Source organism: Exiguobacterium sp. (assembly GCF_020832205.1).
Lineage (GTDB): Bacteria > Bacillota > Bacilli > Exiguobacteriales > Exiguobacteriaceae > Exiguobacterium.
On sequence record NZ_JAFIFD010000042.1, the window covers coordinates 1 to 20986 of the forward strand.

Here is a 20986-nt window from a genome sequence, read left to right on the forward strand (position 1 = left end):
GGCTCATTATCGTATTTTGGCGTGAACCAAGCGCAACAAGCTGCAGAAGGTCCGGCTATGACTGAGATGAATCCGGAAGAACTGTATGCTGCCCAAGGCTGCACCGGTTGCCACGGCGGGAACCTTGAAGGTGGCGTCGGCCCGGCACTTACGGGTGTAGGGGAACGCTTGTCGGCAGACGAGATCACGAACATCATCGTGAACGGTAAAGGTTCGATGCCAGGCGGACTCGCGTCGGCCGAAGAGGCAGACATCCTTACGACGTGGTTGCTCGAGCAATAATAAAGTGACGTACTCTCGCGCAAGCGAGGGTACGTTTTTTGTTGTCCGCCTCTTCAATTTTCGTTAACCTAAGAGAGAAGTAGTCAAAAAGGAGTTGTCCCCATGCAAGAACAAGTAACGTTAGACCGTCGACTCAAACAAGTCGTCGACTTTATCCCGAAAGGTAGCATTATCGCCGATATCGGCTCCGATCATGCGTACGTCCCGTGTTATCTCGTCCAGCACGGGATCGTCGACCGTGCCATCGCCGGTGAGGTGAACCGAGGTCCGATGGAAGCGGCCAAGGCGCAAGTCGCGTTAATTGGAGCGACGGACAAGATTGACGTCCGGCTCGGTGACGGGCTAGCCGTCCTCGAAGCCGACGAGGCCACGTGCATCTCGATTTGCGGGATGGGCGGCAGTTTGATCCGTTCGATTCTTGAAGCCGGACGAAGCAAGCTAGGTGCGGTCGAGCGCCTCGTCTTACAACCGAACGTCGATGGTGAACACGTTCGGGAATGGTTGCTCGCGGCAGGATATGTGTTGGTCGATGAACGAATCGTGGAAGAAAACGATAAAGTGTATGAGATTTTAGTCGGAGAGCGCGGGACAGAGACACGCTATAGCGAAGACGAGACCGAGCGCAAATGGCAACTGTTATTCGGTCCTTTCCTGCTTAAGCATCGCCCGGAGCCGTTCAAATTGAAGTGGGGCCGTGAAGCGGACAAGTTGGACTACGTGCTCGGACAGATGGCCGCAGGTGAACAGACGCCAGCATTACTTGAAAAACAACGGACGTTCGAGACGTTGCGCGACAAGATGAGAGAGGTGAGCGAATAATGGCAAACGGTAACCATATCATTCAACTGTTCGAACAGTTCGCGCCAAAGCATTTGGCGGTTGAAGGCGATAAGATCGGTCTGCAAATCGGCTCGCTCAATAAGCAAGTCCGCCGTGTCATGGTCACGCTCGATGTGTTGGAGCCGGTCGTCGACGAGGCGATCGACAAAGACATCGATTTAATTATCGCCCATCATCCGCCGATCTTCAGTGCGCTCGATCAAGTGAACGACCGCAGCGCAGCTGGCCGCATCGTCATGAAATGTATCCAACACGACATCGCCGTCTATGTCGCGCACACAAATCTAGACGTATGCGAGGGCGGAGTCAACGATTGGATGAGCGAGGCACTCGGACTGCTTGAGCCCGAAGTGCTCGTCCCGACGTATGAAGAACCGGTCTACAAGTTGTCGGTCTTCGTCCCGGAGACGCACGAGGCCGCAGTGTCTGAAGTGTTAGGGAAAGCCGGGGCCGGCCGCATCGGGAACTATGGTGATTGCCAATTCACGGTGACCGGAAAAGGGCAGTTCACGCCGCTCGACGGATCTGACCCATACCTCGGTCAAACCGGTAAAACGGAACGAGTCGATGAAGTGAAAATCGAGACGGTCGTGACCGAAAGTAAAAAGAAGCGTGTCATCAAAGCGATGACGGAAGCACACCCGTACGAAGAAGTGGCTCATGACGTGATTCGGGATGAGATTGCCGGGCACACGTTCGGCCTCGGTCGAATCGGTCGACTCGAGCGCCCGATGACGCTCGCCGAGTTTTCGGAACACGTCAAGGCGAGCTTTCATGTCGAAGCGGTCCGTGTCGTCGGCGACTTGGAGCGTAAAATTGAAAAAGTCGCCGTCCTCGGCGGCGACGGGAATAAATACGTCTCGGCCGCTCACTTCAAGGGCGCGGATGCTTACGTGACCGGGGACCTTTATTTCCATGTCGCCCACGATGCGATGGCACTTGGTCTTTCCGTCGTCGATCCAGGCCATCACGTCGAGAGCGTCATGAAACAAGGGGTCGTCGACGTGCTGCGTCAGAAGTTTGAAGACGCGAAACTTGATGTTGAGTTGGTCGTATCGACGGCGAACACGAACCCGTTCCGGTTTAAATAAACAAACAATCCCCGACCTGTTCCTAGGCCGGGGATTGTCGTCACTTGCGAAGCGCCTTCACTTTAGGAAGGATGCTGCGCAACTCGAGATACGGTGTCTTGTCGTGTGTGCTCAAATCGAGCGGGTCATACTGGGTCAAAAAGTCGATCACTTTCTTTGTGATCGGGGTCGGAGTCGAGGCTCCGGACGTGACGGCGACCGTCTCTACTCCTTCGAGCCAAGCGAGGTCGAGTTCACTCAAGTCGCCGATGCGATAGGCGTTCGTCCCGGCAATTTCTTTCGACACTTGGGCGAGCCGGTTCGAGTTGTTCGATTTCGGATCGCCGACGACGATGAGCAGCTCACAGTCACCGGCCTGTTCCGCGACCGCCTCTTGGCGGACTTGGGTGGCGTTACAAATCTCATTGTGCACTTCGACGTGCGGGTATCGTTCTTGAATTTGTTCAATCAACGCCGAGACGTCCCATTGGCTCATCGTCGTCTGGTTCGTGACGAGAATGTTCGTCTCGTACAAGCGGTCCGGTAAGACTTCGAGGTCACGCTCGTATTGGACGAGATGGACTTTCCCGGGAGCGACGCCCATGGCGCCTTCCGGTTCGGGATGCCCGTGTTTGCCGATGTAGATGACTTCGTACCCGACCGCCGTCTTCTCGCGAATCAAGTCATGAGTGACGAGGACGTCCGGACACGACGCGTCGACGATCGTCAGTCCTTTCTCGATCGCGCGTTTGCGCACGAGAGGCGAAATGCCGTGTGCGGTGAAGACGACCGTGCCTTCATCAATCGTTTCAAGCGCCTGCATGCGGTCGTCCCCGTCGACCGTCTTGACGCCGAGGTCTTCGAACGCCTGAGTGACGTGACGGTTATGGACGATCATACCGAGTATATGGATTGGCCGTGGTAAATCAGGGTTGGCCACAGCCTCGTTCGCTAATTTCATGGCATCGACGACACCATAACAATATCCGCGTGGGCTGATCTTTTTAATTTTCATTATGCGATGAACGCTCCTTTCGCGATGCTTTCATACGTATAAGTCTAACATTGTTTCGAAAATACGAAAAGAATTGCGTGTATTCATGCTATAATCTTAAGGTTGGAAAGGAGGGACACCGTGGAACGCTTGAGAACATTGCTTGAAGTTCGAAAATCGTACTTCTTTCAAATTACGTTTATCATCTTCATCATTTTAGGGCTCGTCATCTCATCTTTAGCGTTTTCGGCCGATCGTGTGACGGTGTCCCGTGCCGAAGAGTTGGCGCAAGAACAGTTCGACTATGCGATAGACGGCAGTATCGAGAACATGGAAACGCGTCTCGGAAAGTTATATGAAGACCTTGTCTATCTCGGTGCCTATCTTGGCAATGAACCGTGGATCGAGGAACGGATTCGGACCGGGTATTTGAACCAACGTACCGGGTTCACGTCCATATTTTATTATAACCTTCAAGACGAAGCGTTCACCTGGTACTCGCAACGCCAAGTGCCTGCGATGACGTTGAAGGCGGACCCGAAGTTCACGGACGTCATCACGTCAGGCGGTAATGACATCTATATGAGCGATCCGATTTCCATCTCAGGGGACGTCGGTACGTATTTATATGTGCCGGTGTTTGAAGATAACCGGCCGGTCGGTTTGTTCGGCGGCAGTATCAGCGTACTCAACTCTGACCTGTACCGGCGTGTCCTCGAGTCGGCGAACGATAACATGATCTTATATTTGTTGAACGAGCGCGGTGAAGTGTTATCGACTTCGTTCAACCTCGTTACGGACGCTGAACGGCGCCTGTCGCGTGAGGTCGTGGCAGCGGCGAGAGACAAAGACGTTCGCTCGATTATGAGCACGGACTCGGACGTCTATATGTATGAACCTGACGCCCGTGTCAACGGATGGAGCGTGCTCGCCAAACATAGCACCGATTCCGTGTACGAGGCCGTGTACGCGACACGATGGCAATATTTGCTCATCACGCTCGTCACATTTTTCTTGAGCATCCTCGTCGGGTTGCTCTTGTCGAAAACGTTGACGAGTCCGCTCACCGAACTCGTTCAAAGCATTAAACGACAACAGTCACTTGAACCGATCCAACTCGAACGGACGGGCTCAAAAGAAGTGCAGACGTTGCTCGACACGTACAACGATTACTCGAGAAGGATGGAGACGTCGCGACGCGAACAGTTGAGCCAACAACAGCTGTTGCTTCAGCAAGAAAAACTCGCTTCGCTCGGTCAGCTCGCCGCCGGTATCGCCCACGAGATCCGCAACCCGCTCACCCCGGTCCAGATCACGTTGCAAATGGTGAAAGAAGGGCATAGCAGTCAAGAGATGCTCGACCTCGCCCTTTCGGAACTCGATCGGGCCAATCATTTGATCTCGACGATGCTCACGCTCGCGAAGCCAGAGCAGTCAAGACGGGACGAGGAGTGGATCGACATGGACGAGTTTGCGAGCCGGCTCGAATTTTTACTCGATGCCGAGTGTTACAAACGCGTCACGAACTGGGAATTGATCGTGCCAAACGAGATGCCCCCGTTTTATTGCTCGAACGACATGCTCGTCCAAATCATCTATAATCTGTTTAAAAATGCAGTCGAAGCGGTCGATTCGAAAGGGGCCGACGGCAGTGTCACCGTGACGATCCTCTTCACGGAACGTGATTATCGCTTCTTGATCGAGGATAACGGTGTCGGCATGACGAAGTCTCAAGTACAAGCGATCGGTTCGGCATTTTACACGACGAAAGAGAACGGGAACGGGCTTGGTCTTTATATGATCCGGGAGTACTTGAAAGCTGTGAACGGTCAAATGGAGATCGAGAGTGTCGAAGGAGAAGGAACGGCCATGATGATTAAGATCCCAAGGCGGTCAGGCGTATGAAAGGATTTCGCCATTATTGGCTTTGGTTACCGGTCGTTTGGGCGATGGCGATTTTACTGATCACATCGATCCAGTTGCCGGAGCCAAAGTCAAAAGACAATGAAGTCGGTTTCGTATTCGTCAGCGACAAGCACGAACACGCCAACAAGCTGTTGGCGGCTTTCGTCAGAACGGCGAACCAAAAAGGATTCATCCCTGTTCCGACGACGAGTGAAGATTCCCGTGTCCTTGAAAAAGAAAAACTTGATTCGCTGATCGACCGCGACGTCGAAGCGATTTTTGTGACGACACTCGATGAGACGTTCATCCGTCCATCGCTCGAACGGGCCGAGCGCGAAGGGATTCCGATCATTGCCATCGACCGGATGATCGACCACGAGAGTGTGATCACGTCCGTCGTCTCCGACAACATTGACATCGGCCGGATGGCCGCGAACCATATCGCGGCCAAACACGCGACGCTGCAACGACCGATTCGTGTCGTCGAGGTGCGAGGAACGGCGAAAGTCCGGTCGACGATTGACCGCAGCCTCGGCTTGACTGAATACGACAAGGCTCATGACGATTTAGAAGTCGTCGCATCTTTGACCGGCAACTTCGACACGTTCCAAGCCGAAATCGAGATGTCGCGCTGGTTGAAAGAAGATATCCCGTTCGATGCCGTGTTCTCGCATAACGATGACAACACGTTCGGCGTCGTTCGTGCACTTGAGAGTCGTGGACTGACGGAGAAGACGATCGTATCGGTCGATGGCGTGACGGAGATTTATCCGCTCATCCATAGCGGCAAAGTTGACGCGACCGTCGTGCAGTCACCGAACGAAATGATCGAGGTCGGCTTTAAAGCGCTCGAACAACATTTAAACGGGAAAAAGATTTCCCGGTACTACTATTCGTCGAGCTATTTATATGAAGGGCTCGTAAAAGATTAATTGACAAATGATTAGATTCCGCTATGCTAGGAAAAGTGGAAAGAAACAGGAGGTGTATCGATTGAACAGCTTCCAACAGTTCAAATTGTTACCGTTTATCGTCGATGCCTTGACAGAAAAGCGCATCACTAAGCCAACCGACATTCAATCACGGATTATTCCAGCCGCGATGAATGGTCGTGACATCATCGGAAAATCACAGACCGGTACAGGGAAGACGCTCGCGTTTCTCTTGCCTATTTTAGAAGCAATCGATCCAAAAGAACAATCGGTCCAAGCAATCGTCGTCGCCCCGACGCGCGAACTCGCTTGGCAGATTCACGAAGAGCTGAAGTCGCTCCTCGTCAAACAACCGGAGTATATCAAATCGAGCTTGATCGTCGGCGGTACCGACCGCGAACGTCAAATCGACAAGATGAAAAATCCACCGCATATCATTATCGGGACGCCGGGACGTCTGCTCGACTTGATGAAAGTTCAAGCGCTGTTCCCGCACAAGGTCAGTCATTTCGTCGTCGATGAAGCCGATCAAATGCTCGACATGGGCTTCTTGCCTGAAGTCGACCGTATCGCTCAATCGTTGCCGGAAAAACTTCAGACGATGGTCTTCTCAGCTACGATCCCTGAGAAACTCGAACCGTTCTTGAAGAAGTATTTGCATGACCCGCGCTACGCCGAAGCGAGCGCCGAGCATCGGGTCGCACCGAAGATCAAGCACCATACGATCCCGGTCCGCCACCGTGATCGCAAAGCGTTGACGGTCGAAGTCGCCAAGGCGATCAACCCGTTCGTCTGTCTCGTGTTCACGAACACGAAACAAGAGGCGGACGAGCTTGAGGCGACGTTCCGTGAAGCTGGTCTCAACGTCGGGACGCTTCATGGCGACATGCAAGCCCGTCGTCGGAAACAAGCCATCAAAGATATTAACGATGCGAAGTATCAATACGTCATCGCGACTGACTTGGCGGCACGCGGGATCGATATCTCGGGTGTATCGCACGTCATCAACTTCGGCATTCCGAAAGATCTCGACTTCTACACGCACCGCGTCGGACGTACGGGACGTGCCGGAGCGACAGGTGAAGCGTATACGCTCTATGAAGATCATGAGAACGGGCCGATCAACCGCCTCGAAGAGCGTGGGTTCACGTTCACGCACGTCGATGTGAAGAACGGGACGCTTCAACCGATCAAAACGCGTAAACGCCGCACGACCGACCGGAAGATGAAAGTCTCGCAGACGGCTCACAGCCGTATGGCTGGTGAGATCAAGAAGGCGAAGAAAAAAGTCAAACCGGGCTATAAGAAAAAGTTCAAGTATAAGTTGAAAGAGACGGCTTCACGTGAGCACATGCAGAGTCAACGCCAAGAGCGCCGTGAAATCCGTAAGAAAAATAAACGTTAAGTAAAAAGAAGAATCGACTTCGTGGAGTCGGTTCTTCTTTTTGTGTACACTGAAAAGAGAAGATAGGAAGGGAAGATGACTATGTTAAAAATTGGTTCACACGTTTCGGTTTCCGGAAAAAAGATGCTCTTAGCCGGCAGTGAAGAGGCTGTCTCGTACGGGGCGACAACGATGATGGTATATACGGGTGCGCCCCAAAACACGCGGCGTAAACCGATTGAAGATTTAAATATCGAAGCCGCGCTCGCGCATATGGCTGCGCACGACATCGAAGAAATCGTCGTCCACGCCCCTTACATCATTAATTTGGGCAACACGACGAAACCGGAGACGTTCGAACTCGCCGTCTCATTTTTGGCTCAGGAAATCAAACGAGCCGAGGCGCTCAAAGTCGCCCGACACGTCGTCTTGCACCCGGGCGCCCATGTCGGGGCTGGGGAAGAAGTGGGGCTCGCCCGCATCATTGAAGGATTGAACGAAGTGCTCACGGGCGACGAGACGGTCAACATCGCACTCGAGACGATGGCCGGTAAAGGAAGTGAGCTCGGCAAGACGTTTGAAGAACTCGCGACAATCATCGACGGCGTCACGCATAACGATCGTTTGTCGGTCTGTTTCGACACGTGTCACGTCCACGACGCCGGCTACGACCTCGTCGGTGATTTGGACGGTGTCATCGAACAGTTCGACCGCGTCGTTGGACTCGACCGACTTGGCGTCATTCACGTCAACGATTCGAAAAACGTACGCGGCGCGAAAAAAGATCGTCACGAGAACATCGGTTATGGTGAGATCGGGTTTGACGTCTTGAACCGAATCATCCACCACGAGGCGTTCGCGCATTTGCCGAAGATTTTAGAGACACCTTATATCCCGGTGAGCGAGAAGACGAAAGTCGCACCGTACAAACAAGAAATTGACATGTTCCGGGCAGGCGCATTCGATGCCGAATGGCGGGAGCGTTTCACGCTCGCCCATCAGTAAACGATGAACTGGCTCCGGATTGATTTAGAAACGTATGACGCCTGGTCCGCGCTTCCCGTTTATTATCGCGAGCAGAGCCCGATCTATATCGAAGGGGAAGTGAGAACGCCGACCGCGTTCATCGAAATCATCGGACACGGCATCGTCGCCGAGGCGGACGTTTTGCTCGTCGAGACGACGACGCGTCCCGCCGACCGCTATTGGCTTGAACCGTCCGCTGCGATTGGAGTGTACAGCCTTGTCGACCTGCTCGCCCTTGATTTTCATCATCCGTTCCTTCAAGTCGGGACGTATGACGAGACGACGGATTATGACACGTTAAAACGCCTGTGGGACGAAGGGTATCGTGTCCCGTCTAAACGGTGGAGCCGGTCTGCGTATGAGGCACATCTCACGCGTGAACGACAATTTGAGCATCAGGTGTCACCGACGACCGTATGCGCCTATTGTGCTTCTGATTTGTCATTCTTTTACGGGCAACTCGCCAATCGATTGATGGAATACCACATCGATGCTGACGAGGAGGTCTGGGTCTGTCCGACTTGCCATAAAGCGTTACACTACAATTAAAAAGGAACGATGTCCGCGGACATCGTTCCTTTTTATTAAAATGGCCAGTTCGCGAGAGCGAATTGGTATACCTTCATGCCGAGGAAAACACCGAAAATCCCGACGACCCCTGGGAGAACCGGTGGGGCCGGCAACGGTAACTTCAAGGCCGTGAAAATCATGCCACAAATCAGACCGGCGAGTAATGAGAGTAAAAGTTCTTGCATGATGATTCCTCCGTATAATGAAATGAAAACGTTTTAACAGCGTGACCGAATTAATTATACAACGTTCTTTCTTCTTTGAGAAGTCTAACATCAGTCATCTGTCATTTTCTCGTTTTCAGCTCGCAAACGGAGAACTTCGCGTTCCGCCCAGTTCGAAGGTTCCCGTTCGAACACGCTCGGAATGTTGTTCCAACGGCCGCCGGTGTATTGGTGGATGATGATTTGAGACTGGATCCGCTCTTGGCCCGGCTCTTGTTTGATATAGACGTACTTGCCGTCGGGCCGTTGAATGCGCGCTTTGACGTTATCGACGAGTTGGAGGGCAAGCATGTCTTTAATGTACGACTTATGGCCTGTGTCGAGGATCGGGAACAAGATTTCGATCCGTTTTTTCATGTTACGCGTCATCCAATCGGCCGATGAGCAGTACAAGTCTTCTTTTCCGTTCTGATAGAAGTAAAAGATACGGGAATGCTCCAAGTAGCGGTCGATGATCGAGATGACCCGGATGTTGTCGGATACCCCTTTTATACCAGGGCGGAGACAACAGATGCCACGGATGATCAAATCGATTTTGACACCGGCTTGGGAGGCGTCATACAGCTTTGTGATGATCGACTTGTCGGTGAGTGAGTTCATCTTCGCGACGATGCGGCCGTTCCCGTACTTCTCGTGCAATTTGATCTCGTCTTGGATCTTTTGCAAGAAAAAGTCGAGCATGTCGTCCGGTGATGTCTCGAACTCGTGCCACGACGGTCGCTCTCCGTAACCGGACAGCCAGTTGAAGAAATTCGTCGCATCCTCGGCGAGTTCTTCGTTCGTCGTCAACAGCCCGATGTCGGTGTACAGTTTTGCCGTCGAGTCGTTATAGTTTCCCGTGCCGAGATGAACGAAACGTTGGAGAACACCACCTTCTAAAATACGGACGACGAGAGTGATTTTCGAGTGCGTCTTCAACTCTTTATAGCCGTAGATGACGTGGGCGCCAGCTTTCTCGAGCTGTTTCGCCCATTGGATGTTTTTCTCTTCATCAAATCGAGCTTTCAGTTCGACGAGCACCGTCACTTGTTTCCCGCTTTCGGCGGCGTCCGTGAGCGCTTTGATGATCGGCGAATCGCCCGACACGCGGTACAGCGTCTGTTTGATGGCGAGGACGTTCGGGTCTTTCGCGGCTTGGGCGATGAAGCGGACGACCGGGTCGAACGAGTGGTACGGATGGTGGAGCAAATAGTCGCGTTTGAGCAGACTTTTGAATAAGTCTTTCCCCGACTCAAGGCCTTCCGGGATGAACGGGATCAACGTCTCGTTGATCATCTCATCATATTCGATCCCAATCTTATTGTAGACACCGAACAAGAACGTCAAATCGATCGGCCCATCGACGATGAAGATGTCGCGGTCGTGCAAGTCGAGTACGTCTTGTAACATGAACAACAGCTCTTTGCTCAATGAGCGTTGTTGCACTTCAAGCCGGATGGCGACCCCGTAGCGTCGCTTCTTCAACTCTTTCTCGATTTGCTTCAACACGTCCGGGCTGCCTTCTTCGTGGAACGGCATATCGGCGTTACGGGTGATCCGGAACGGCATCGTCGATTCGACTTCAAACCCTTTGAATAACGAGTCGACGAATTGAATGATCACGTCTTCGAGCAGCATGAGGTCGGTATGATCTTCATCATCTGTCGGTAACTCGAGATAACGAGGCAGCACGGCTGGCACTTGGACGAGAGCGAGCCGTTTTTTTCCTTCTTCTTTCGATGCGATCTCGACGGCGATGTTGAGTGATTTCGACAACAGCATCGGGAATGGGCGATACGCATCGACGGCGATAGGCGTCAGCACCGGAAACACGTGGGTTCGGAAGTACAACTTGACGAAGTCGAGTTGCTCTTTGTTCAAATGCTTCGGCCGTAAAAAACGGACGTTGTTCGTCGCAAGTTGTTTCGTGATTTTTTTATAGGCCGCATATTGCATCTCGACGAGTTCTTGCGCTTTGATTGAGATCGCCTTGATTTGTTGTTTCGGTGTCAATCCGGCCTTGTCCTCAGGACGGTTGAAACCGGCGAGCACTTCGTCCTTCAAACCGCCGAAGCGGACCATGTAGAACTCATCGAGGTTCGAGCTGAAAATGCCGAGAAATTTCAAGCGTTCCATGAGCGGATTGCGCTCGTCCATCGCTTCTTCTAAAACACGTTCGTTGAAGCTGAGCCAGCTGAGCTCTCGGTTGTTGAAGTGTTCGGGTAAGTAGGTCGTCATGAAGTGATCCTCTCCTCTATGCGTAACTCGATCGACATCTCGATCACCCGCTCTAAATGTTTCTTATGACGGATGCCGCGCTGCAGTTCAAACCGTGGGGACGTGGCCGTATGAAGGATGAATACGAGTCCGTCGTCTTCGGCTTCGACATCGATGTTTTCGACGACTTGTCGCTCAGTCAAATCGAAGGCGTCGACGAGTTTGACGATCGAACCGAGCAGTTCGAGACTTTTTAACATCTTCGAGTCGAACCATTCCGGGAATCCTTCGATATGTTGGTCAAGCAGGCGGCGCGACTTATACGATGAGACTAAGGCAAGCGCGAGCCGATCCTCATTGTTTAACCCTTTGAAGTCACTCGTCGTGATCAAGTGAAACGTGTGATCGCTCTTGTTGTTATGGTCGATGTATTCCCCGACATAGGCGAGTCGGCACGCGCCTTCTAATAATCCCGGCTCGTACGGTTTCGGTTTGATCGCTTTCGCCTCGATCAGTCCGGTATAGATTTGGCGGGCCAAATGAATGAGGTGGCGATGCCGGGTCGGGTCGACGTCGTACTGCTTCTCGAAGTGACGGAAGCTCTCTTCTTTCACGTCGGCGAAGCGGACCTCGTCGTTCGCTTTCAAGTAATATTCGTAAAACAAGCCTTCCCGCAATCCGTTGTTGCTCATCGTGAACTCGGGTACTTTCAAATAACGGGCCAGCTCCGCGATGGCGGTCACGGCAGGGCCAATGATGTCGACCCGGTCTTTCGATAAACCGTCGAGCCGTCCGAGTTGTTTACTCGACATGGCGACAAGTTCTTCGACGACTTCATCAAGCCGCTCGGCATCGATCGTGTATTGATGAATGCCTTCAAGCGGGAAATGCGACATCGACTGTTCGACGCGGACCAAGTTTCGAGCCGTCCCGCCGACACCGACGAGCGGCACTCCGTGCGGCTCGAGCCAGTCGAGTTGTTTGAATGATTTTTTTAAGAACGAGACGAGTTGTTTGCGTTCTTCTTTCGTCATCACATCGCCTTTCATGAAGTCGTTCGTCAGCGTGACGGCGCCGAACGGGAAGCTATGATAAAAGACGAGCTCACGGTTTTTGAAGTACGTCACTTCCATCGAACCGCCGCCGATATCGACCGAGTACCCGTCCTCGATGTAGGTCGAGTTGACGATGGCCGAATATCCGTAAAACGCTTCTTCATAATCGCTCAACAACCGGATCTCGATGCCGGTCGCTTGACGCACTTCTTCTAAAATGGCGTCCGAGTTGTCGGCGTTACGAATCGCGGCCGTCGCCACCGGCAACGTCTCTTTGACGTGATGATGGTCATTCAGGCTGACGAAGTGTTGCAACGTCTCGATCAACGAGGCGATGCCGTCCGAAGACAACTCATTTTCCTCCGTAATATGGCTCGACAAGCGCGCCACTTCTTTTACGTTCAATCGTTCAAAATATTGTCCGTGTTCGTTCACTTCGAAAATGACGTTACGAATCGAGTTCGAACCGATATCAATGACTGCTAATTTTTTCTCCACGATAAAGCCCCCTCTGTGCGTTACTATCAGTTTACAACGAATCCGCCTCAAACTCACATGGATTTCATGTGAAGACGTGTTTTACACGTCAGCTCGAACTTGAAGCGATGCTTAATATTCTGTATAATACAGACGCCAAGCAAGTAGAAATGATTACGATTTATTTAATGAGAGAAGGGTATCTTATGACGACATCTGTCGTAAAACTAGACCGCGTTTCATATTATTATGACGGTACGGCCGCCTTGCAGGATGTGTCGATCGATATTAAGCAAGGCGATTTCGTCGCCGTCGTCGGGGAGAACGGTTCCGGTAAATCGACGTTGATCCGGTCGATCCTTGGGTTGTTGACGCCACAAACCGGTTCTGTCGAGCTGTTCGGTCGTCCGCAAGCCCAGTTTAAAGATAAGTCCCGTATCAGTTACGTTTCCCAAAAAGCCGCGTCCTTTAACTCGGGGTTCCCGGTGACGGTCGAAGAAGTCGTCGCCATGGGCCGGTATGGACGGCTCGGCTTGTTCAAGCGTCTCAACATGGAGGACCGGGCCGCGATTCAAAACGCGCTCGAGACGGTGAACATGTGGCAATATCGAGATAAAAAGATCGGCAGCCTGTCCGGTGGGCAGCAACAGCGGGTATTTATCGCCCGCGCCATCGTCAACCAACCGGACTTGCTCATCTTAGATGAGCCGACCGTCGGGGTCGACCAGAAACATTTGCGTGACTTTTACGAAGTGCTCCACTTGTTGCGCGAGCATACGACGTGCACGTTCATCTTGGTGACGCACGACTTGAACGTCGTGACCGACCTCGTGACGAAAGTCGTCCATCTCGACCGCGGACGAATGGCGTGTAACTGCGGATTGAAAGAATATAGCGAACTGAGTGAATTGAAGTCGATTAAGCCGTATCCCGTCAAACTGCTCGTTCATGAGGGTACGTCATGATCGCGGATTTGTTCCAGTACAGCTTTTTACGCTACGCGTTCGTCGCAGCCGTCGTGATCGGGTTTACGGCCCCGCTCATCGGCTCGTTCGTCGTCGTGCGCCGCATGAGTCTGATCGCCGACGCCTTGTCGCACGTGACGCTTGCCGGTATCTCGCTCAGCCTGTTCCTTGGGCAATACGTGTTGTTGTTCTCAGACTTGAACCCGCTGTACCTCGGGACGCTCGTCTCGGTGTTAGCGGCGCTCGGTCTCGATTGGCTCCGCAATAAGTACGTCCACTTCCAAGAGCTGTCGATCCCGATCATGATGTCGGCGGGGATGGGGTTGAGCGCGATTTTCATTTCCTTGTCCCGCGGCTTCTCGGTCGACTTGTCGACGCTGTTGTTCGGCTCGATTTCGGCGGTCAGCCCGTCTGATATCGTTTTGATCCTTGCGGTGTCGTTCGTCACACTGCTCGTCATCACGGTGTTTTATAAACAGTTATTGTTTTTATCGTTCGACGAAGAACAAGCGAAAGTGTCGGGACTGCCGAGTACGTTGCTCCACATGCTGTTCATGTTCGTCGTCGCGCTCGTCATCGCTGTCAGTATGCGCATCGTCGGCACGTTGCTCGTCTCAAGTTTGATCACGCTGCCCGTCGCGGCGGCGCTCCGGTTTACAAAGAGCTTCAAACAGACGATCCTGTGGGCCATCGTCTTCGGTGAGGTCGCGACGATTGGCGGGCTCGTCCTCGCATACGAACTCGACGTCGCACCAGGGGGCGTCATCGTGCTGCTCGCGGTGCTCATTTTAGCGGTCGTCATGGGGATCGAGAAAGTCGGTACGTTGCAGAAGAAGGAGGCCACACATGAATGAGACGGAACAATTGACTCGTTTGCAATCGTCGTCGCTCAAAGTGACGCCGAAACGAATTGAGATGTACGCCTACTTGGCGAACGAAGAACGGTACGTCAGCGCTAAGGACGTCTTGGATTATATGCGTTCGAAACATCCAACGATGAGTTTTGACACGGTGTACCGCAATTTGAAGTCGTTCGCCGAAGAAGGGTTGCTCGAGGCGACAGAATTGAGCGGAGAGAAGGCGTTCCGTGTCACGTGCGGGGCGTCGCACCACCACCACCACTTGATTTGCCGCGGGTGCGGCAAGACGAAACTGCTCGACTTATGTCCGATGCGCTACGTCGAGGCACTTGATCCCGACTTTGAAGTCGTGGATCATAAGTTCGAGATTTACGGGTATTGTAAACAATGTAAGGCGGAAAGGGATTGACGAAGTCGATCCCTTTTTTGCTACATAGGAAGAAAGGGGCGGATGAGGTGATTTATACGGCGAAAGAGATCAGACAGGCCGATGAGACGGCAGCGAGGCAAGGGATGCCAGAAGACGTGTTGATGGAACGGGCGGCTTCCGCGGTCGCGAGTCGACTCGCTGTGCCGCCGTCTGCGTCCATCCTCGTCGTCTGCGGCACTGGCAACAACGGCGGAGACGGCTGGGTCGTCGCCCGTGAACTTGTGCAGCGCGGTCACGACGTGTTCGTTTGGACGCCGCTCGGGGAACCAAAATCCAGAACCGCAGCGGCGCACGCCGCTTATGCGAGACGTTTCGTCACCGTCGTGTCGGACCCGAGACCGACCGATCTCATCATCGATGCCTTGTTCGGGATCGGGCTTAAAGGTCCTGTCACCGGACAAGCCCGAACGGTGATTTCATGGCTCCAAAGTCAAGACACGCCGATTATTTCGATTGATATCCCGTCCGGTGTGACGAGTGACACGGCGAGCGGATTCGACGGTCATGCCGTCAAAGCGACGGCGACGTATACGTTGCACGGTTATAAACGAAGCGCGTTTTTACCGAAAACGGCTCCTTATTATGGGAAAGTCGAACGAGTCGATATCGGCTTGCCGCACACGTCTTCGTGGCGTGTTCTGACGGCGGACGATTTTGACGAGACGTTGTTTTGGCGCGACCCGTTCAGCCATAAAGCGACGTACGGGCACGGCTTGTTGATCGGGGGGAGCGCGCATTTGATTGGGGCGCCGTTTCTAGCGGCCAAGGCTTCCCTCCGTACCGGGATCGGCTTGCTCGACGTGGCGATTCCGGACGCGGCATCCCCGTTGAAAGCGACGTTGCCGGAAGCGATGTACTATTGTATCGAGGCGATCCCAGAGACAGATTATGCGGCGACGGCGATTGGTCCCGGCATGACCGAAGGGGGGACGTTAGAGCGCGTCTGGGAATCGGTCCGATCGAGGGAAAGTCCGTTGATCGTGGATGCAGGTGCGTTGACGACGCGTCATCTCGAAGCGTCCGGTCCCGTCACCCTTACCCCTCACCCCGGGGAATTGGCCCGCTTGACCGGGAAAACGGTCGAAGCGATCGAAGCTGACCGCTTCGAGGTGGCACGTCAGTTCGCGATGAAGCACGGTGTCCATCTTATTTTGAAAGGAACGTATACGTTGATCGTCTCGCCGGACGGTAGCGGTGCAGTCAATACGGTCGAAGCGCCGGCTTTGGCAAAAGGCGGTAGCGGGGACGTCTTGACCGGTATTGCGCTCGCGCTATGGGCACGCAGTCGACGCATCGAGCCTCGGAATAACCCGAACGAACAAGCGGTGCTCTGGCACGCCCTCGCTGCCAAACGGGCGGGCGAGACGATTCACCCGGCGAGCGTTCTCGCGAGTGACGTCATCGAGGCGATCGGCTGCATATAAAAAGAGGAATCGGCGCTGCTCGGCGCCGATTCCTCTTTTTTAGCGAACTCGAGTCGATTGCGTCGTCTCGAAATGGTTGACGAGGTGGAGCGCCTCGTTCCATGAGTTGATGCGACGGACTCCGTCCGGCAGCGGTTTACGATTGTAAGGTGCATCGAACAAAAGCACCGGGATCGTCGTCTGTTCATGGATCGAGATGGCGTTCTCGTACCGGTCCTCCATGAATAAGTCGAGCGAGAGCTCTTTGACGACACCGACTTTATCATGGCTCCCCGTCATGATGAGCGAGTCGAGCGGAAGCGTTTGTTGCTTGATCCAGTCTTCTGTGACTGAACGGACGGCCTCGCTTCGGGCCGTAACGTAATGAAGACGGTGGGACTCACGCATACGCCACAAGACGTCGCTCACTTCCGTATGGGGGAGCGAGCGGCGATAAATCTCTTCCTCGTGTCCGTGCTCGATCATAAATTTCCAAAAATCATGTTGGGTCATATTCGTATACGTGTGCAGCTCATACTCGGTCGCCTGATGATAGTCGATGGCGTAACCGAGAGCGTCATTCATATAGTGAAAACAGCTTTGCGGGTCCGTGACGGTCCCGTCGAGATCGATGCCGATATGCATGTTGCTCCCTCCTAACTCATAACGTCTATTGTATCAAAAACCCGCTCGGTTGCAACCGAGCGGGTGACGTGTTATTTCGATTGATTGGCCAGTTCTTGTTCTTCGAGTTCACGTGCGGCGAGTTTTTCGGCGACGATGGCATCGATTTCTTTTTTCAACTCTTCGACCATAGTCGCTTCCGGCACTTTCCGGATGATCTTTCCGTGACGGAAGAGCAACCCTTCGTTACGAGCACCGGCGATTCCGATATCAGCTTCGCGCGCTTCTCCTGGTCCGTTGACCGCACATCCGAGCACGGCCACTTTAATGTTGACGTTGATGTTTTGGATGTACTCTTCAACTTCTTTCGCGATCGAAATCAAATCGATTTCGATGCGGCCACATGTCGGACAAGAGATCAATGTCGCGGCGTTAGCGGCCAGTCCGAACGACTTGAGCACTTCTTTCGCGACTTTGACTTCTTCGACCGGGTCATCTGATAGAGAGACACGGACCGTTGAGCCGATCCCGAGCGAGAGGATCGCGCCGAGGCCGGCAGCTGACTTGAGTGATCCCGAGAAGAGCGGGCCCGATTCGGTGATCCCGACGTGAAGCGGATAGTCGAACGTCTTCGCGGCGAGCGTGTACGCCTCGAGGGCGAGGTTCACGTCTGACGCTTTAAGCGAGATGATCGTGTTATAGAAACCAAGGTCTTCAAGGATTTTAACGTGGTGCATCGCACTTTCGACCATTCCTTGAGCCGTCGGATAGCCATATTTCTCGAGGAATTGCTTCTCGAGCGAGCCGGCGTTGACCCCGATACGGATCGGGATGCCTTTTGCTTTCGCTGCGTTGACGACAGCTTCAACTTTTTCACGGCGGCCGATGTTGCCCGGGTTGATCCGGATTTTATCGACACCGCTCTCGATCGCCTTGAGCGCTAATTTGTAGTCGAAATGGATGTCGACGACGAGCGGGATGTTGATGCGGCTCTTGATTTCGGCGAGGGCGTCTGCGGCCCGTTCGTCCGGACAAGCGACACGGACGACTTGGCAACCCGCTTCTTCGAGACGCAAAATCTCGGCGACGGTCGCTTCGACATCGTGTGTTTTTGTCGTCGTCATCGATTGGATGACGACTTCGTCTGAACCTCCGATGATGAGGTTGCCGACACGGATCGGCCGCGTTAATGAACGGTGTAAAATTTCTGACATATACATGATCTCCTTCTTTTGGAAAGGTTCCAATCGATATAAGATGATAGGTTTCCTATTTATCATAACGAAATGTTTGTGAAAAAGCACCCAGCAAGCGTTCACCAGATGTGCTCTTTACAAAGTCTAACGTTATCTTAACAGATGCTTCATAATTTTCCACCGTCTCAAGACCGATATATCGGGCGTAGAGAAAGAGTGGAAAGGTGTGGAGCGGATTGAAGATGTTGAAAAGAAGGGAAAGACAGAAAGGGAAGATCGAACGGAGGTTGCAGTGGACGCTCATGCCGATCGTCATCGTGTTATTTTTAACGACGTTCGGATGGTTTGCCCTGCAGGCAGAACAACAATTGACGGCTGAAGTCGAGAAACGGTTATATCGCGAAGCGACCGTCGTACGTGAGACAGTCAAAGCGACATATGGCGCTTACGTCTCTAATGAGAAACTGCTCGCCCGCTCGTTGAAATCGACCTATATGCAGCAAGCGTCCATCTTATCGGCGGACGGCCTCGAGGCAAGTCAATATTTGTGGAGAGAAGGAGAAGCGGAACGGTTGACCGGGAAAGAGGTTCGGTCGATCGCGGACGGGCTCGTTGCGTATTCAGGCACAGGTCCACGAGTCGTTGAGCAAAAAGAAACGTTTTTGTCGATTGTGCCGATTCCCGAGCTGAAAGCAGATTACGTCCTGATCGTCTCCAAGCAATCCGTTCTCGGGCCGATGTGGTCGCTTCGGAAACTTGTCACGTTCATGATCTTGACCTCCATGGCGGGAATCATCTTATTGTTCAGCCGGATGATTCGACGGGAACTGAGACCGGTGACGGTGTTTGTCGAACACTTACGAGATGCCGTCAAGCGCCGAACGTTCACACCGGTTGACTTACGAGCGAAATCGTTCGAGATGCGTCAACTCGAAGGCGAATACAATACGTTGATCGGGCTGTGGAACACGTCGATCGACACGATGACCGAAACATCAATGGCGTTTCAGTCGAGCTTGCCGACTTTTATGAGTCAGTTAGAACGAAACGCCGAACAACTCGCCGGTTTTCAAGAAGTGGCGAGCGCCGTTGAACAGACGAGTGCCTCTTATCAATCCTACACGCGTGAGACGACGCACCGTTTTTCTGACGTTGCGGCTCGAATTAACGAGTTACAGGGCGATATCGAAGTCGTCGATCAGCAGGCGGTGCGATTGAAGACGACGCTCCTCGAGGAACGGTCGTCGTTTCGTTCGCTGCAAGGAGTGAGCAGTCAGTTCGAGCAACAAGCGTCGGCAATCCGTCAGCGGTTGCTTGAAAGTGAAGCAATCTCTGCCGAGGCCGAGCGGGCGCTACAGACAATCTTATCGGTCGCCGCAGCCACGAAAATGTTGGCGCTAAACGCCTCGATCGAAGCGGCACGCGCGGGTGAGCACGGGAAAGGATTTGCTGTCGTGGCCCATGAAGTCGGTCAACTTGCAAAAGTGACGAACGAATCTTCGCTCTCAGCCGTTTCAGCCATGGAGGCGATTCGTCACGAACGGGATGTGACGCTGACGGAGATGGAACGATTAAGTGAAGACATTTTACAAGTTGGAGAGCAATTACATCGACTCGAGGCAGGGATTGAGACGATCGATCAAGGGATGCGTCATCAAATCGGATCGTATCAAACAATCGGTGACGAGACGGCGGCGACCGGGCGTGAACTGTTACAGATGGCAGAGGCGGTCAAACCGCTTCAAGCGATCGGACAACAGCTCGATGACAAATTGAGAGGGCTGTATGAAGGCGTGTCGGGGTTCACAGATGCGCAAGGGAAGCTGAAACATACGGGTACGGAGTTAGGAAATCAAAGTCAGCGGCTCCATCATGTGCTCGATGAACTCGTTCCGATGAAGGAGTCGTAAAACAAAGTCGAAACCGTCAATCCGGTTTCGACTTTGTTGCGTGTATCTTCTTTATAGGGGCAAGCGTGAGCGGCACCGTCAAGTAAACGACGATCAAACCGATGCCGGCGTAAAGAAACGCCGGGAACAGGTGATACAAGACGACGAGGATGAACATCGGGACGACCGTCATCGCCACGGCGTACGGCCAAGCTTGACGGTAAGGCCACATCTGCCGCTGACGCAACTTTGTGACGAGTTGTACGTAAAGGGCGGCGATGGCGACCGAGACGAGGTAGAAGAAAAAGACGGCAAATCCGTGAAGGAACAACCACATTGGTACGAAAAAGTCAGGTCGTAATATTATGTAATCGAATAAAGTGACGAGAATCGTAAAAACGAGGCTAGCCAGCATATAGGCGTGAAGCGGGGCTAGACGCAGGCGCAGTGCTTGTTTCGTCGGAAGTAAACTATGCCGTAAAAAAAGAGTGGTCGTCTTGAACATAATGCGTTGCTCCAATCTGTTATAGTACAAACCGATAAAAAATCATAAAAATCATACAGCCATTTAATAAAACCTTAACATTAAACGTGTTTACATTCGAGAGGGGAAGAAGGCATAATGAGTAAGGCATTAAAAACCAAGTAAACACAACCAATTCAC

Annotated in this window: 20 protein-coding genes; 13 read left to right on the forward strand and 7 right to left on the reverse strand. The window is 52.9% G+C overall.

The features are described 5' to 3' along the window. From JJU47_RS11000 to JJU47_RS11010, 3 genes are all read left to right on the forward strand, one after another. Positions 1–282, forward strand: a 282-nt coding sequence (locus JJU47_RS11000; protein ID WP_228619323.1) for a c-type cytochrome, incomplete at its 5' end; no start/stop codon positions are given. 102 nt (positions 283–384) lie between these two features. Continuing rightward, a complete protein-coding gene (locus tag JJU47_RS11005; RefSeq protein ID WP_228619326.1) occupies positions 385–1101 on the forward strand; it encodes a tRNA (adenine(22)-N(1))-methyltransferase in 717 nt (238 codons plus the stop codon). Then, positions 1101–2213 carry a Nif3-like dinuclear metal center hexameric protein gene (locus JJU47_RS11010; RefSeq protein ID WP_228619329.1) on the forward strand — a complete coding sequence of 371 codons (1113 nt, stop codon included), beginning with the start codon at positions 1101–1103 and terminating at the stop codon, positions 2211–2213. Before JJU47_RS11005 ends, JJU47_RS11010 begins: the two co-directional genes overlap by 1 nt. Before the next feature lie 40 nt (positions 2214–2253). On the opposite strand, the gene JJU47_RS11015 is transcribed toward JJU47_RS11010, so the two are convergent. Next, positions 2254–3207 (reverse strand): 4-hydroxy-3-methylbut-2-enyl diphosphate reductase, encoded by a 954-nt coding sequence (locus JJU47_RS11015; RefSeq protein ID WP_024371456.1) that lies wholly within the window; start codon positions 3205–3207, stop codon positions 2254–2256. Between the two features lie 120 nt (positions 3208–3327). On the opposite strand from JJU47_RS11015, the gene JJU47_RS11020 reads away from it, so the two are divergent. From JJU47_RS11020 to JJU47_RS11040, 5 genes are all read left to right on the forward strand, one after another. Beyond that, the gene (locus JJU47_RS11020) at positions 3328–5091 is read left to right on the forward strand and encodes a sensor histidine kinase (protein WP_228619331.1); all 1764 of its coding nucleotides are present in this window, start codon (positions 3328–3330) and stop codon (positions 5089–5091) included. Beyond that, the gene (locus JJU47_RS11025; RefSeq protein ID WP_228619333.1) at positions 5088–6023 is read left to right on the forward strand and encodes a sugar ABC transporter substrate-binding protein; all 936 of its coding nucleotides are present in this window, start codon (positions 5088–5090) and stop codon (positions 6021–6023) included. The genes JJU47_RS11020 and JJU47_RS11025 overlap by 4 nt, the downstream gene beginning before the upstream one ends. 61 nt (positions 6024–6084) lie before the next feature. Beyond that, the gene (locus tag JJU47_RS11030) at positions 6085–7428 is read left to right on the forward strand and encodes a DEAD/DEAH box helicase (protein WP_228619335.1); all 1344 of its coding nucleotides are present in this window, start codon (positions 6085–6087) and stop codon (positions 7426–7428) included. An 81-nt stretch (positions 7429–7509) separates the two neighbouring features. Continuing rightward, positions 7510–8412: a deoxyribonuclease IV gene (locus JJU47_RS11035; RefSeq protein WP_228619337.1), complete on the forward strand. Its 903-nt coding sequence runs from the start codon at positions 7510–7512 to the stop codon at positions 8410–8412. A gap of 3 nt (positions 8413–8415) precedes the next feature. Then, positions 8416–8982 carry a hypothetical protein gene (locus JJU47_RS11040; RefSeq protein WP_228619340.1) on the forward strand — a complete coding sequence of 189 codons (567 nt, stop codon included), beginning with the start codon at positions 8416–8418 and terminating at the stop codon, positions 8980–8982. 35 nt (positions 8983–9017) lie between these two features. On the opposite strand, the gene JJU47_RS11045 is transcribed toward JJU47_RS11040, so the two are convergent. From JJU47_RS11045 to JJU47_RS11055, 3 genes are all read right to left on the reverse strand, one after another. Beyond that, a complete protein-coding gene (locus JJU47_RS11045; protein ID WP_174233462.1) occupies positions 9018–9188 on the reverse strand; it encodes a DUF1427 family protein in 171 nt (56 codons plus the stop codon). 90 nt (positions 9189–9278) lie between these two features. After that, complete coding sequence (locus JJU47_RS11050; RefSeq protein WP_228619342.1) at positions 9279–11444, reverse strand: RNA degradosome polyphosphate kinase; 2166 nt, start codon at positions 11442–11444, stop codon at positions 9279–9281. Further along, positions 11441–12976, reverse strand: coding sequence for a Ppx/GppA family phosphatase (locus JJU47_RS11055; protein WP_228619345.1), 1536 nt, complete (start codon positions 12974–12976; stop codon positions 11441–11443). Before JJU47_RS11055 ends, JJU47_RS11050 begins: the two co-directional genes overlap by 4 nt. 185 nt (positions 12977–13161) lie before the next feature. Here JJU47_RS11055 and JJU47_RS11060 point away from each other — a divergent pair, with 185 nt between their 5' ends. The 4 genes from JJU47_RS11060 to JJU47_RS11075 are packed head-to-tail and all read left to right on the forward strand — an operon-like array spanning position 13162 to position 16634. Further along, positions 13162–13920 carry a metal ABC transporter ATP-binding protein gene (locus tag JJU47_RS11060; protein WP_228619348.1) on the forward strand — a complete coding sequence of 253 codons (759 nt, stop codon included), beginning with the start codon at positions 13162–13164 and terminating at the stop codon, positions 13918–13920. After that, entirely contained in the window at positions 13917–14774 is an 858-nt protein-coding gene (locus JJU47_RS11065; RefSeq protein ID WP_228619352.1) for a metal ABC transporter permease, read from the forward strand. Before JJU47_RS11060 ends, JJU47_RS11065 begins: the two co-directional genes overlap by 4 nt. Further along, positions 14767–15189, forward strand: coding sequence for a Fur family transcriptional regulator (locus JJU47_RS11070; protein WP_228619355.1), 423 nt, complete (start codon positions 14767–14769; stop codon positions 15187–15189). Before JJU47_RS11065 ends, JJU47_RS11070 begins: the two co-directional genes overlap by 8 nt. A gap of 47 nt (positions 15190–15236) precedes the next feature. After that, on the forward strand, positions 15237–16634 hold the full coding sequence (locus tag JJU47_RS11075) for an NAD(P)H-hydrate dehydratase (protein WP_228619357.1): 1398 nt from the start codon (positions 15237–15239) through the stop codon (positions 16632–16634). Between the two features lie 39 nt (positions 16635–16673). Here the strand turns inward: JJU47_RS11075 and JJU47_RS11080 are convergent, their stop codons facing one another. After that, positions 16674–17258 (reverse strand): hypothetical protein, encoded by a 585-nt coding sequence (locus JJU47_RS11080; protein WP_228619359.1) that lies wholly within the window; start codon positions 17256–17258, stop codon positions 16674–16676. Positions 17259–17329: 71 nt separating this feature from the next. Then, positions 17330–18451: a flavodoxin-dependent (E)-4-hydroxy-3-methylbut-2-enyl-diphosphate synthase gene (gene ispG / locus JJU47_RS11085; protein WP_024371469.1), complete on the reverse strand. Its 1122-nt coding sequence runs from the start codon at positions 18449–18451 to the stop codon at positions 17330–17332. Positions 18452–18675: 224 nt separating this feature from the next. On the opposite strand from ispG, the gene JJU47_RS11090 reads away from it, so the two are divergent. Beyond that, entirely contained in the window at positions 18676–20343 is a 1668-nt protein-coding gene (locus JJU47_RS11090) for a methyl-accepting chemotaxis protein (RefSeq protein WP_228619362.1), read from the forward strand. A 16-nt stretch (positions 20344–20359) separates the two neighbouring features. Here JJU47_RS11090 and JJU47_RS11095 read toward each other — a convergent pair whose 3' ends face one another. Beyond that, on the reverse strand, positions 20360–20827 hold the full coding sequence (locus JJU47_RS11095; RefSeq protein WP_228619364.1) for a hypothetical protein: 468 nt from the start codon (positions 20825–20827) through the stop codon (positions 20360–20362). Positions 20828–20986: the final 159 nt, after the last annotated feature.